Annotated in this window: 12 protein-coding genes and 1 tRNA gene; all 13 read right to left on the bottom strand. The window is 35.1% G+C overall.

Annotated features, from left to right (window positions below):
• Positions 1–116: 116 nt before the first annotated feature.
• The 13 genes from B5X47_RS12445 to prdD all read right to left on the bottom strand — a co-directional run bounded on the left by B5X47_RS12445 (position 117) and on the right by prdD (position 12,699).
• Positions 117–1,292 (bottom strand): ABC transporter substrate-binding protein, encoded by a 1,176-nt coding sequence (locus B5X47_RS12445; protein WP_079590525.1) that lies wholly within the window; start codon positions 1,290–1,292, stop codon positions 117–119.
• A gap of 278 nt (positions 1,293–1,570) precedes the next feature.
• Positions 1,571–2,764, bottom strand: a complete 1,194-nt coding sequence (tuf, locus tag B5X47_RS12450; RefSeq protein ID WP_079590527.1) for an elongation factor Tu — start codon at positions 2,762–2,764, stop codon at positions 1,571–1,573.
• Between the two features lie 58 nt (positions 2,765–2,822).
• A tRNA-Thr gene (locus tag B5X47_RS12455) sits at positions 2,823–2,898 on the bottom strand.
• 143 nt (positions 2,899–3,041) lie between these two features.
• A complete protein-coding gene (sigH, locus tag B5X47_RS12460; protein WP_079590529.1) occupies positions 3,042–3,731 on the bottom strand; it encodes an RNA polymerase sporulation sigma factor SigH in 690 nt (229 codons plus the stop codon).
• Positions 3,732–3,744: 13 nt separating this feature from the next.
• Positions 3,745–4,284, bottom strand: coding sequence for an NYN domain-containing protein (locus tag B5X47_RS12465; protein WP_079590531.1), 540 nt, complete (start codon positions 4,282–4,284; stop codon positions 3,745–3,747).
• Between the two features lie 10 nt (positions 4,285–4,294).
• Positions 4,295–5,023, bottom strand: coding sequence for a 23S rRNA (guanosine(2251)-2'-O)-methyltransferase RlmB (gene rlmB / locus B5X47_RS12470; protein WP_079590533.1), 729 nt, complete (start codon positions 5,021–5,023; stop codon positions 4,295–4,297).
• Positions 5,024–5,128: 105 nt separating this feature from the next.
• Entirely contained in the window at positions 5,129–5,899 is a 771-nt protein-coding gene (thyX, locus tag B5X47_RS12475; protein ID WP_079590534.1) for an FAD-dependent thymidylate synthase, read from the bottom strand.
• 274 nt (positions 5,900–6,173) lie between these two features.
• Positions 6,174–7,100 carry a DMT family transporter gene (locus tag B5X47_RS12480; protein ID WP_079590535.1) on the bottom strand — a complete coding sequence of 309 codons (927 nt, stop codon included), beginning with the start codon at positions 7,098–7,100 and terminating at the stop codon, positions 6,174–6,176.
• 226 nt (positions 7,101–7,326) lie between these two features.
• Complete coding sequence (locus tag B5X47_RS12485; protein WP_242951054.1) at positions 7,327–9,414, bottom strand: methyl-accepting chemotaxis protein; 2,088 nt, start codon at positions 9,412–9,414, stop codon at positions 7,327–7,329.
• 78 nt (positions 9,415–9,492) lie between these two features.
• Positions 9,493–10,368 carry a sulfite exporter TauE/SafE family protein gene (locus tag B5X47_RS12490; RefSeq protein WP_079590537.1) on the bottom strand — a complete coding sequence of 292 codons (876 nt, stop codon included), beginning with the start codon at positions 10,366–10,368 and terminating at the stop codon, positions 9,493–9,495.
• A 61-nt stretch (positions 10,369–10,429) separates the two neighbouring features.
• A complete protein-coding gene (locus tag B5X47_RS12495) occupies positions 10,430–11,437 on the bottom strand; it encodes a proline racemase (RefSeq protein ID WP_079590538.1) in 1,008 nt (335 codons plus the stop codon).
• Positions 11,434–11,904, bottom strand: a complete 471-nt coding sequence (locus B5X47_RS12500) for a glycine/sarcosine/betaine reductase component B subunit (protein ID WP_079590539.1) — start codon at positions 11,902–11,904, stop codon at positions 11,434–11,436. Before B5X47_RS12500 ends, B5X47_RS12495 begins: the two co-directional genes overlap by 4 nt.
• A gap of 15 nt (positions 11,905–11,919) precedes the next feature.
• The gene (prdD, locus tag B5X47_RS12505; RefSeq protein ID WP_242951055.1) at positions 11,920–12,699 is read right to left on the bottom strand and encodes a proline reductase cluster protein PrdD; all 780 of its coding nucleotides are present in this window, start codon (positions 12,697–12,699) and stop codon (positions 11,920–11,922) included.
• Between the last annotated feature and the right edge of the window lie 35 nt (positions 12,700–12,734).

The following is a 12,734-nucleotide window of genomic DNA, read 5'->3' on the forward strand; positions in this document are numbered from 1 at the left end:
TTTAATATGTAAAGAAGACTTTGCCATTGTTTTAGTTAAAACAAGGTTCTCGTAGCTTAACAGTAATTTTTATATCACTTACTAAGCGAGATTCTTATTTAAAAATCTAGAGCGATTTATTCAGCCGCATATTTTTCTTGGAATTCATAGTTTCCGCTAGTAATTTTAATTATTGCAGCTTCTTTACCTTCAGGGTTATGAGTTTCTGGACTTATATTGATTTTACCAGTGATACCTTCTACTTTTGCAGTTGATAAAGCTTTTGCTATAGCATCTGAATCAGTTGAATTAGCATCTTTTACAGCCTGCTCAAATAGCTTAAATGCATCATGCACTAAATAACCATTAAGCTCAAGATTTTTATTATATTTAGCTTTGTATTGTTCTTGGAAAGGTTTTACATCTGGGTCATTAAAGTCAAGATGGTTAACTACGAAGCTTCCTTCGATAGCATCGCTAGCCATTTCTATAAGCTGATCTGATGGCCAGCCATCTCCACCCATTAATACTGATGTAATTCCTAGCTCTCTAGCTTGGTTTGCGCTAAGAGCAACTTCTTTATAATAATAAGGCATGAAAATTACTTCTGGCTGAGCTTCTTTGATTTTACTAAGCTGTGCTCTAAAATCAACGTCTCCAGCTTTAAATCCTTCTTTAGCTACTATAGTTCCACCTTTTTCTGTAAACGTTTTCTCGAAGAATTCAGTAAGTCCTTGAGAATAGTCACTTGTTACATCGTATAGTATAGCTGCTTTAGTAAAACTTAATTTATCGGCTGCATATCCTGCTGCTACTGCTCCTTGATATGGGTCGATAAAGCAAACTCTAAAATTGTATGGTTTTACGCTTCCGTCATCATTTACTGTAACTTTTGGATTTGTTGCAACTGTAGCTATATTCGCTACTTTCATTTGCTCTAATACTCCTGAAATTGATATAGCTTGTCCACTAGCATTAGGTCCAAGTATTGCAACAACTTTGTCTTGAGAAGTAAGTCTTTTAACAGCATTAACTGCTTCAGTTGCATCTCCCCTAGTATCATAACCTATTACTTCAATTTGCTTTCCTAATAATCCACCTGCTGCATTTGCGTCTTCAACTACCATTTTTAAGGTATCGAATTCACAAGTTCCCCATACAGCTTGATCCCCAGTAAGAGAACCTATCCATCCAATCTTGATTGTATCACTCTCAGCAGCATCTCCTCCTGCAGATGGCTGGCTAGAGCACCCTGCAAATAACATAGTGCTTAATACAAAAATTAGAAGTAGATATGTAGTAATCTTCTTCATGACTTACAACCTCCCTTTGATTCATATTTTTATTTCGTTTAGTATACCACACTAGTAGTGTGTACTCAATATCTGATTTTTCTAAATATTTAATAAATTTTCTTATACGCAAATTTATTTTTTTATATATCATTAAGTAAAAAATTAAATGAAATTATTTTTTTATAAGCTATTTTTTTTAATTTGTTTTTTAGCTTTGCTATCGGAATCTAAAAAACAAAAAATAAAAAACGAGCTTTTGCATAATGCAAAAGCTCGTATATAAGTCAGGGCTTTAATTACTCTACGATTGTAGCAACAACACCAGCGCCTACAGTTCTTCCGCCTTCTCTGATAGCAAAACGAAGTCCCTCTTCCATAGCGATAGGAGTAATAAGATCAACAGTGATTGTGATGTTATCTCCAGGCATAACCATTTCTACGCCATCTGGAAGCTGAATGTCACCAGTTACGTCAGTTGTTCTGAAGTAAAACTGTGGTCTATATCCTTTGAAGAATGGAGTATGTCTTCCACCCTCTTCTTTTTTAAGTACGTAGATTTCTGCAGTGAACTTCGTTCTTGGTTTGATTGTACCAGTTTTAGCTAGAACTTGTCCTCTTTCGATATCATCTCTAGTTACACCTCTAAGAAGTGCTCCTATGTTATCTCCAGCTTGCGCTTGATCTAGTAACTTTCTGAACATCTCTACTCCAGTTACTACTACTTTTCTTGCTTCTTCTGTAAGTCCAACGATTTCTACCTCGTCTTGAACTTTTAGAATTCCTCTTTCTACTCTTCCTGTTGCAACTGTTCCTCTACCAGTGATTGAGAATACGTCCTCTACTGGCATTAGGAATGGCTTGTCGATATCTCTTTCTGGCTCTGGAATGTAGCTATCGATTTGCTCGAATAACTCAACGATTTTGTCTCCCCACTCAGATGCTGGATCTTCTAATGCTTTTAGTGCTGATCCTCTGATGATTGGAGTGTCATCTCCTGGGAATTCGTACTCGTTTAGTAGGTCTCTTACTTCCATTTCTACTAGCTCAAGTAGCTCTTCGTCATCTACCATGTCACATTTGTTTAGGAATACTACGATGTATGGTACCCCTACCTGTCTTGATAGTAGGATATGCTCTCTTGTTTGTGGCATTGGTCCATCTGCTGCTGAACATACTAGGATAGCTCCGTCCATCTGTGCTGCTCCTGTGATCATGTTCTTAACGTAGTCAGCATGGCCTGGGCAGTCAACGTGTGCATAGTGTCTGTTTGGAGTCTCATACTCAACGTGTGCTGTTGAGATTGTGATTCCTCTTTCTCTTTCCTCTGGTGCCTTATCTATGTTTTCGAAATCTACTGCTGCTCCGAATCCGTATCTTGCATGTAATGTCTTTGTGATTGCTGCTGTTAATGTTGTTTTTCCGTGGTCAACGTGTCCTATTGTTCCAATATTAACGTGTGGCTTGGTTCTTTCAAATTTAGCTTTTGCCATTTTTTTAGCTCCTCCTCCAATAAACACTTCCAAGTGTTTCATTATTATAAAAAAGAAATGGAGCTCACGAGCGGACTTGAACCGCCGACCTCCGCCTTACCAAGGCGACGCTCTACCGACTGAGCCACGTGAGCACTTACAAGGCATATTGTACTATGTTTATACGCAAAAATCAAGAAAGATTTTTTGCATATTAAAATCTTATTATCAACGCTATAAAATTATTGAAATTTAAAAGTAATTTTTGTTTTCTTTAGTTTTAAATTACTCATTTATTTTAATCTCTTTGCTCTAAATATTTTTCAAACTTTCTTTTTATTCTCTGAAGAGCATTATCAACACTTTTAGGATGCTTGCAAAGCTTCTCAGATATTTCATTATAGGAATAACCTTTTAAATATAGTGATAAAACCCTAGTTTCAAACTCACTTAGCATTTCCTTTGTTTTTTCTTCTATGAGCTTCATTTCCTCTTTACTTATTATAAGCTGCTCAGGGTCACTTATATGAGAATTTTTCATCATATCCATAAGAGTTTTATCTGGATCTTCTTCACTCATAGGTTTGTTAAGAGAAATATATGAATTAAGGGGAATATGTTTTTGCCTAGTTGCCGTTTTTACAGCTGTGATAATTTGCCTAGTTACACATAGCTCTGCAAAGGCTCTAAACGAAACCGTTTTTTCTTCATCATAATCTCTAATTGCTTTGAATAACCCAATCATTCCTTCTTGCAATATATCTTCTTTATCAGCTCCAACGATAAAAAAGGGCTTGGCTTTTGATCTTACAAAGTTGCGATATTTTCTTAGAATATGATTTAAAGATTTTTCGTCTCCTGCCTTCGCTCTAAAAACCATATTGTCATCTACGTCAGCTTCATCGTCGCTTATTATTTCTTTGTTTTCATCAACGATGTCTGAGTCAGCAATTGCGAAATCATATTTCAAGTCCTCATTTTTTGACATTTAACAGCCTCCATCATTTCCCCTTAGATATACCTTTTCTTATTTCCTCTAATTTTCGAAGCACATCAGTATCAACCACATCCTCTAAGGTGTTTTTTTCTGTTTTTTTCGTCTTTGTTGTGGTTTTAATTTTAGTGTTTGAGCGCTGCACCTCTATATTTAGCTCTCTTGTAGTTATTCTGCTTCCACCCTTGCCAAGAACCATCTGCTGCTCAGCCATGTCATCACTGGCAACTCTTATACTCAAGTGCTTTTTGGGTCCAAACTCGGTTATAAGCTTTTCTATATATGAATCGGCAGTTTGCTTTTCTTTTGTATACACAATTTTTAAATTGCCTATTTCTTCTTCTCGCTTCGTATGAGCTTTGACTCTGTAGGCATCATAGACAACTATGGTGTAGATTCCACTAAAAGCAGCATATTCACCTAGAATAAAATTGAGTTTTTCTCTCGCTCCTTCTAGGTCCACTTTAGCCATTTCATTTAAATCACTCCATGCATTAATTACATTATAGCCATCTACTATGAGATAGTCCGTAAATTTCTTTTTCAATTTTATCTTCCTAACTATTTCGTCTTTGCCTTACTACTTCATACAAAAGAATAGACGCAGCCACAGACGCATTTAAAGACCCGACTTTCCCTTTCATAGGTATTTTGAGGGTAAAATCACAATTGTCCTTTAGAAGTCTCGATATACCTTTACCTTCATTTCCTACTACTAAAGCAACTGAGCCTTTTAAATCCACTCTATCATATGACTCTCCATCCATATCCAAGGCATAAATCCATATACCCTCTTTCTTAAGCTTCTCAACGGTAGATACTAGATTGGTTACCTTTATAACCTTCATGTAAGACGCCGCTCCAGCAGCTGTCTTTTCTACAGTTGCATTCACAGAGGCCGATCTTCGTTTTGGTATGATTACACCATGAGCTCCAGCACCCTCTGCTGAACGAATTATAGCTCCTAGATTATGAGGATCCTCTATTTCGTCCAATATAATAAAGAAAGGTTTTTCGTTTTTTTCTCTAATTTCATCTAACACTTCTTCAAGTTCATAGTATTTATAATCTGTTACTAGTGCCACAACCCCTTGATGCTGGGTGCCTTCAGCAAGTTCATCTAGTTTAGTTTTATCAACCTCTTTGATTAATATTTTCTGTTCTTTTGCAAAAGAGAGGATTTTTTTAATAGAGCCCTCCTTATCTCCTGCTTTAATATATAGGCAATCTATAGTACGATTGCTTTTAAGTGCTTCAAGCACTGGATTTCTTCCTGATATATTCATACTGGTTTCTTCTTTCTATTTTAAATAATTTTTATAAGGAGATAACAGGTATCTCCTTATAAATTTAAATACAGCTGTTTAACTGCTTTGTAATTGCTTTTAGTTTTATAAACTAGCTTCGATTGCTTCAATTTTAGATTTTGGAATATCTGGTCTTTTACATGACATAGCGCCTTCCTTACAGCTACCCTTGTAGCAACTAGGACCTGCATTTTTGAACAATATAGGTGCTACGCTCTTTACTTCTCTTAGCATTTCAAAAGCTAAGTCTCTTATCTCCCACTGGGCTCTTTCACAACATCTATGAGTGAAGAAATTCATAAGGGAGCGCGCATTCATGCTTACTACCATTTTAGTCTCACAGGCATTAGGAAATACATATCTAGCATCTTCTATAGATACTTTTTCAGCGGCTGAGGCTGCTTTTTTTTCACTCATGCCTTGATTTATAAACTCTGCATAATTCTTTTCATATAGCTTTTCAACTATTTCATCATAAGCTTTTTGGTCTGCTTCCATAGCTTTTAAAAATATAGCTTTAGCATCTTCATTAGCTTCTATTTGTGGTGGAACTATGTATTCAAATTGGCTTAGCTTAACATATCTTTGTGACTGCTGAGAAAAGCTAGCAATTCTATGTCTTACTACTTGGTGGGAACAGGCTCTTGATATTCCTTCTATAGAAAACGTAAAGCTTACATGCTCTATAGGGCTTTCGTGTCCCATTGATACAAGAATACCAAGAAACTTCTCAACCTCTTGTGGCGATAAACCTTCACCTATAGATTCTGCTCCAACTGGAGAATAGCAAAGTTTAGCGGCCATAGACACAACCTTGTCCGGATTATCTGTATGTGCAATTAGTTTTACTCTCATCATAAGCTCCCCTTTTCTTGTAAAGTTCTTTGACTTAATATATCATATTTAGCATTTATACACAATTCAAGATAATGCTAAGTATTTATCAAAAAAAACAATATCCCAGAATACATTTATACTAGAACTTAATATTTCATAAGCATAAATTATATTCTGAGATATTATTTTATTATCACCACTTTTATTCAATATATTTACTTTCATCGAATATATTTTTATTCAAGTGGTATTTTTGTTTATTCGCTTTATATTTAATTCAAATTAGCATAGTTTACTTCACTTCAAATGAATTTTCCAGCGATACCTTTTTTAAAGCTTTGCTTGGCAAGCTTACCATAATAGCTGATGTTATTATAAGGACAGCTCCCATAAGCTGATATATTCCCATTTTTTCATTTAGAAATACTGCCCCTAGTATACAGGCAATTACTATTTCCATATTTGCAATTATGGATCCTTTTACAGCTCCTATTCTCTTCACTCCTGCAAAAAGAGCAAGCATAGCTACTGAAGTTGCAAATATGCCTATAAGAGCCGCGTAGCTAAGAGCAAATATATTTATACGATATATAAAGGTATTACTTACTATTGCTGCTATGCCCATCCCTAAGGCTGCAAATATATTGGTATAAAAGCTCATTTTTACTGAATCTATTTTCTTTACTCTTGGAAGAGATAATCCCAGTACATAAAATGCATATAGAATCCCTCCAAGAAGAGAAAAAATAATTCCTCTGTAATCTATATGAGCTTTTCCTGGAGATACTATGGATAAAATACCTACACTTCCTAGTATTAAAGATAAAATTTTATTCGGAGTAAGCTTTTCTTTGAAAAAAACAAACGAAAATAAGGTTACAAAAATAGGATAGGTAAAAAAAATAACTGCAGTTAGCGATGCAGGTATAAAATTTAGTGAATAAAAATAACAAAAGGAAACCAAATTATACCCTATAAATCCAAACCCAAATGCTATTAGACCGTCCTTAAGCTTTAGCATTAAAGGTCGTTTTAAAATATGTGAGACTAAAAAAAGAATAATGGCGGCAATAAAGAATCTTAGAAAAAGAAGCGTTGTAGTATTTAACCCATAGCTGTAAGCCATCTTTCCCAATACTCCCATTGTAGCAAATCCCATAGCTGATAGAAAAACCAAAAGTTCTCCTTTAATACCTATAGAAAAAATACCATTTTTCATTTAGTCTCATTTCTCCTTTTCGTTGTAAAATTAAATTTTTATAAGTAAAATTAATTTGCCAATCTTAATCTAATACATTTTATCTTTACATTCAATCTATTTTTTTAGTATTTTCAAAATAGTCGTAAAATTTCACTTATTTTTAGTAACTAAAAAGGAATATAATCTTTGAAAAGACTATATTCCTTTTTAAATTTATTTATATATTAAATTTTCTTAACAAATATTAAACTTTAAATTTATCAATAAGAGATTTTAGTTCATCAGCAATAAGAGCTAGCTCCTCCCCAGATTCGGATATCATGCTTATCGACTCTAATTGCTGTTGCATAGATGCTGATGCCTCTTCTGTTCCAGCAGCGTTTTCTTCCGATACCGCAGATAGATTATGCATCAGATTTACTATTGCATCTTTATTCATATTCATTATCTTAGAAGATTGATTTAATTTTTCAATCACGTCTTTTACCGTTTCAATCGCCTGTGCTATCATCTCAAATTTTTCTTCAGTGCTTTTTACAGAAATATTTTGCTTATTGACTATATCCTTAACCTGTACCATAGCCTCTACAGCTCCTGTAGATTTCTGTCTTAGCTCATCTATTATAGTCTTAATATCATTTGTAAAGTCATTTGATTGTTCAGCTAATTTTCTTATTTCATCAGCAACAACGGCAAATCCTCTTCCGGCTTCTCCAGCTCTTGCTGCTTCTATTGCAGCATTTAGCGCGAGAAGATTAGTCTGGTCTGCTATATTTTGAATCATTTGACTTGCAACTTCGATTTTTTCCGCACTTTCATTATTGTTCAAAATAATCTTGTAAATCATATCAGAGGATTTCATATTGCTATCCGTTTGACTTACCACTTCATTTAGTAGCACAAAGCCTTCATTCTTTTGCTTATCGATTTGAGCTACAGAGTGATTAAGCTCCTTAATATGCTCAAAATCTTTTTCAATGGCCTCTTCCATTTCACTTACATTCTCACTTGCCTGCTCTGTATCTTTTGCTTGAGAGGTTGCCCCGTTGGCGATTTCCTCTATTGCCTTAGATATTTCTTTAGAAGTAAACTCTGTTTTTTTAGATACCTCAGCAAATCTATTCGAAGCCTCATGTATCTGGTCAGAGCGCGCTATTAGTGTAAAAAGCATAGCTCTAATAGAGGTTTTCATCTCACTTAGCGCATTAGCCATTTGCCCAAATTCATCCTGCTTATTTAGAAGATTAGCCTCTACGTCGTGAGAAAAATCTCCTGACGCCATCTCCAGTAGGTGTCCTCTTAGCTTATTGATGATTTTAATAGAGCCGCTTAGATTTGTATACAATATAAGAGCCAATATTGCAAATATTAATAAGCCTGCAATTGCTATCATCATGTTGTTTTTTGCTATAGCAACATTGACGCTTTCCATAGAGAAGCCTATGTTTATAGCTCCTAGATGTTCTCCTGCCACTTCCACAGGCATGAGTATATCGTAGACATCTATTTTTCCAGCTTCATAATAATATTCCGATGCATACTCTTTTTTATCAACTGCAGCTGCTTTACTTCCTTCATCTGTTAAGGTTATACCTATTCTATCTTTATTGCTATGAGCAGTTGCGATTAAATTCTTATCTATAAAAAGTGCGTAAACAATTTTTTCATCATCCACTATATTGTCAATGAGGGTCTGATAACTGAACTGGTCACTGAACTTTTGAACCACGTCCGCCTTTATCCCTACCTGAGCATAGTAGCCATCATTTCCTCTTACGTAACCATACTGCTTGTATTCTTTTGATTCTGCATCTTGTCTTATAGCTTCTATTTGAGTTTTTTCAGTCCCATTTGCAAATGCCATAGCCGCATGGTCACTAGGAGCTTGCCACCCTATATAATCAGCAAAATTCGAATACACTATCATCCCCTGAGGATTAAACCAGTTTATTTCATCTACATTTAAGTCCTTAGCAAGCGTTTGCAAATACTCCATGCTCAAGCTACCGCTATTGGAAACTATAGTATTTCCAGTTGAGATAATTTTTTCTGATAGCATTTCATTCATACTGCCAAGAGCTTGCGAGTTATCATTAAGTCTGTCTACAAATGAATGTGTTAAAAAAAATCCATTTTCTCTCATCTCAGCTAACAAACTGTTTTTTGTGAGTACGCTAGAAACTGCGCCGATTACAAATACCCCCACAAGTATTACAATGAGAGGAACAAATAAAAGCTTAACTTTAATCGACTTGCCTTTTTGGGATTTTTCTACATTCATCATTTCGCCACCCTTCAAATATAAACTAAATTCAAATTCTACTAAAACCATGTCCAATTAAAAAGGTTATACCCAAGTAAGAATAATCTTACTCAAGATATAACCTTTATATTATAAATAAAATTTTAATTAAGCAGCTTTAATGTCAGCTGGCTTAGATGCAGCTTTGAACATTGTCATAGAAGTATAGAAGATAACTCCTATTACTAACCATCTAAGAATATCAAGAGGTAGTGACTTAACGATATATGCTGCTATAAATACTCCAACAATTCCAAGTACTGCTATTGCTAAAGAAGCTTTTCTGTTATACGCGCCTTCTCTTACGAACTTAACAGATGCAACTGGCATTAAGAATGCACAAGATCCCATCATTATAGGGAAAGCAACTGCTGGGCTCATTCCAAGGAAATAAACTAGAGCCATACAAGGAGCATAAAGTCCGATTCCAAGTGTCATAAGAGCTCCAAGGATGAAGTTACCAACTATAGCTATAACAAGTTTCACACCAGTAAGTCCTATAGCATCTCCGCCTCCAGGCATCCATCCCATTTGTCCAGCAAGCATTAAGAATGCTGTAACAAAAAGTGCGATTGCCATTGCAAGCTGAATCTTTTTCTCAGGAAGTCCAGAAACGAATCCAGCTCCTAACCAAGCACCAATAGTAGCTGCAGCTAGCATACCAATAAGGGTTACTGGCTCAACTTCGATAACTGTGATGAAGATAAATGCCTCTGCAACAACTGGCCATGTACAAGAAACGTTTAATGTTCCAGGAAGAACTCTATCATGTATTTGTCTAAAAGCTTTAAGTAAAGCGGTAGTAGGTGCAAAGCTTCCTATACCTAGTGTATCAAAAAAGTTTGTTATAAATCCGATAATACCTGCTGTTAAGAAATTAGTCTCTTTTTCTAGATTCTCTTTGTGTTTTGCAAGGTCCTTAACAAACTCAAAGCTGAACCATGCCGTCAGTGCGCCTAAAACTCCTAATATCCCTGTAATCATAGTAGCCTCCTCATAATTTTAATTTGATTGTTAAATCATATTTTAACGATTATACACTATTTTATACTGTAAATCCATACTTAAGTGGATCTTCTGGGTCAATTACAAAATGATTGAATCCAGTTATATATGCTCCACCTGTAATTTCTGGGATTATAGCATCAAATTCTCCAACTTTTGTTTCTTCTAAAACTCTTCCTTTGAACATTGTTCCAGTGATGCTTTCGTATACAAATTTTTCATCTATCTTAAGATGTCCTTTTTTGTAAAGTGTTGCAAGCTTAGCACTAGTTCCAGTTCCACAAGGAGAACGGTCTACTTGCCCTTGTCCGAAGATAACAACGTTTTTGTATGTAGCTTCAGGATGAGATGGCTCATCGTAGATTTCTACTAAATCAACAGTTTTGATATGCTCTAGCTCTGGATGTTGAACTTTGATTTTTTCATTTATTAAATCTCTTATTTCTATACCTAACTTTTTAAGTACATCAACTTGGCTAGTTTCTACTTTAACTCCTAGCTCTTTTGCATGTATAATAGCAAAGAAGCTTCCGCCAAAAGAAATGTCAAATGTAATAGTCTTGTTTAAAGAAGGTACTTCTAATGTAGCATCTTCCATATATAAAAATGAAGGAACGTTAGTTATAGATACTTCTTTTACTTTTTCATTTTCTACCATAACTTTAGCTTTGATAAGTCCAGCAGGCGCTTCCATGTTGATATTAGTAACAGGCTCTACCATTTCTACCATTCCTGTTTCAACTGCTACAGTAGCCGCTCCAATTGAACCATGACCGCACATATTTAAGTATCCGCCGCCATCCATAAATATAATTCCAAAATCAGCTTCTTTATTATTTGAGCTAGTTATAATAGAACCAAACATATCATTATGTCCTCTTGGCTCATGCATTAAAGCTGTTCTAACGTAGTCTAGGTTATCTTCAAGATATTTTTTCTTGTCAGCCATTGTTTCCCCATTAATCTGTGGAATACCTCCTACAACTATTCTAGTAGGTTCTCCCATAGTATGTGAATCTATAGCGTGAATTCCTTTAGAAAACTTCATCTTCTTGCTCCCTTCATTTTTAGTTTCAAAAACGCTAAGGCTTTCTTAGCATCTAATTTTTCAACTGTGTTTTCTCCCACAGTTTGGGTTTCTATACCTGCCTTAGACTTATTAAAGTCTACTATAGTATCCATATATTGATTTTCCACTACGAATTTTGCTTGAGTTCCTATAAAGCTAAGCCCTACAACAGGAATTCCTCTTATACCAATTTCCTCGATAGTGTTGGCATAATCAACATGGCTGTTTCCCCATCCGTCAACTGAGATAATAGTTCCATCTGCTCGCATAGATTCTAGCCATACAGCTACTCTCTTGCCGACATATTCTTTTTCTTCGTTGCTTTGAGGTGTTCCAACCACTATGATTCCCATTAAATCAATATCTTCATCATTCGATACTACATCTAAAAGCGGATCTCTAAAATGGTGCAAAGTAGTCTCTTTTGTAGATGGTCCTACACCCATTATCATTCACCTTCTTTAAGTCATAGCCCTAATAGCACCATCTCTGTATTCATTAGGACTTAAAATGATTGGCATATTGCCCATATCTATAATACTTCTGCCTCCAGCTACAGAGCTTGAACTAGCTGGCAAAATAAAATTGTCATACATAGCTCCTTGGCCTGCAACTTGCTTAACAATTGCCACCTTATAGCCATTTTTTCTAATTTTGTCGTAAAATTTGTACTTTTCTGTACATAACTTCGAGTCCATAGCCTTTAAGTACATTCTTACATCCTCTAAAAAATCGTCACAAGCTTTGTGACATTCTATAATTGCTTCTCTAACTACGCCTTTACCCTCATATAAAACTAAATCAAATGAAATAATGTAATCGTTTTCAGAAGGCGTACCTGGTCTGCCTAATTTTAACCTTTCAGCTAAAATCCCTTCAGATGAACCAAATTCAGCAACTTGAGTGCCTTCCTCATCGACTCCAGTTATCATTACATAAGCCCCAGTAATAGTATGGGTAATACCTTCGCCTAAATTTCCAAGCACCTTTACGGATATAGGCAAAATATCCATAATACTGTTAGTCCAAATATTATGTTCATTAGGCTTAATAATTTTTACGGAAATCTCTTTAATAGATGGATATTTAGTTATAATATTGTCAATCTTAGATAAAGAAAAACTTAAGCAACCGTCATTAATTTTTGCTTTTTCTGCAAATTCTACTTTATCTACATGATAAGATCTAATGACAAGTTTTCTTAAATCAATTTCGTTTGTCAGCATATTATTCACCTTCATTTTTATTCTAAACAAAGGGCATACGCCCTTTGTTT

The organism is Acetoanaerobium noterae (assembly GCF_900168025.1).
Lineage (GTDB): Bacteria > Bacillota > Clostridia > Peptostreptococcales > Filifactoraceae > Acetoanaerobium > Acetoanaerobium noterae.

What these genes read in the sequence shown, in the direction of transcription:
- prdD (WP_242951055.1), bottom strand. Translation starts at nt 12,699, where the DNA reads ATGAAGGTGAATAATATGCTGACAAACGAAATTGATTTAAGAAAACTT.
- B5X47_RS12485 (WP_242951054.1), bottom strand. Translation starts at nt 9,414, where the DNA reads ATGGTTTTAGTAGAATTTGAATTTAGTTTATATTTGAAGGGTGGCGAA.
- B5X47_RS12495 (WP_079590538.1), bottom strand. Translation starts at nt 11,437, where the DNA reads ATGAAGTTTTCTAAAGGAATTCACGCTATAGATTCACATACTATGGGA.
- B5X47_RS12480 (WP_079590535.1), bottom strand. Translation starts at nt 7,100, where the DNA reads ATGAAAAATGGTATTTTTTCTATAGGTATTAAAGGAGAACTTTTGGTT.
- B5X47_RS12490 (WP_079590537.1), bottom strand. Translation starts at nt 10,368, where the DNA reads ATGATTACAGGGATATTAGGAGTTTTAGGCGCACTGACGGCATGGTTC.
- B5X47_RS12500 (WP_079590539.1), bottom strand. Translation starts at nt 11,904, where the DNA reads ATGGGTGTAGGACCATCTACAAAAGAGACTACTTTGCACCATTTTAGA.
- rlmB (WP_079590533.1), bottom strand. Translation starts at nt 5,023, where the DNA reads ATGAATATATCAGGAAGAAATCCAGTGCTTGAAGCACTTAAAAGCAAT.
- B5X47_RS12445 (WP_079590525.1), bottom strand. Translation starts at nt 1,292, where the DNA reads ATGAAGAAGATTACTACATATCTACTTCTAATTTTTGTATTAAGCACT.
- thyX (WP_079590534.1), bottom strand. Translation starts at nt 5,899, where the DNA reads ATGAGAGTAAAACTAATTGCACATACAGATAATCCGGACAAGGTTGTG.
- sigH (WP_079590529.1), bottom strand. Translation starts at nt 3,731, where the DNA reads ATGTCAAAAAATGAGGACTTGAAATATGATTTCGCAATTGCTGACTCA.
- tuf (WP_079590527.1), bottom strand. Translation starts at nt 2,764, where the DNA reads ATGGCAAAAGCTAAATTTGAAAGAACCAAGCCACACGTTAATATTGGA.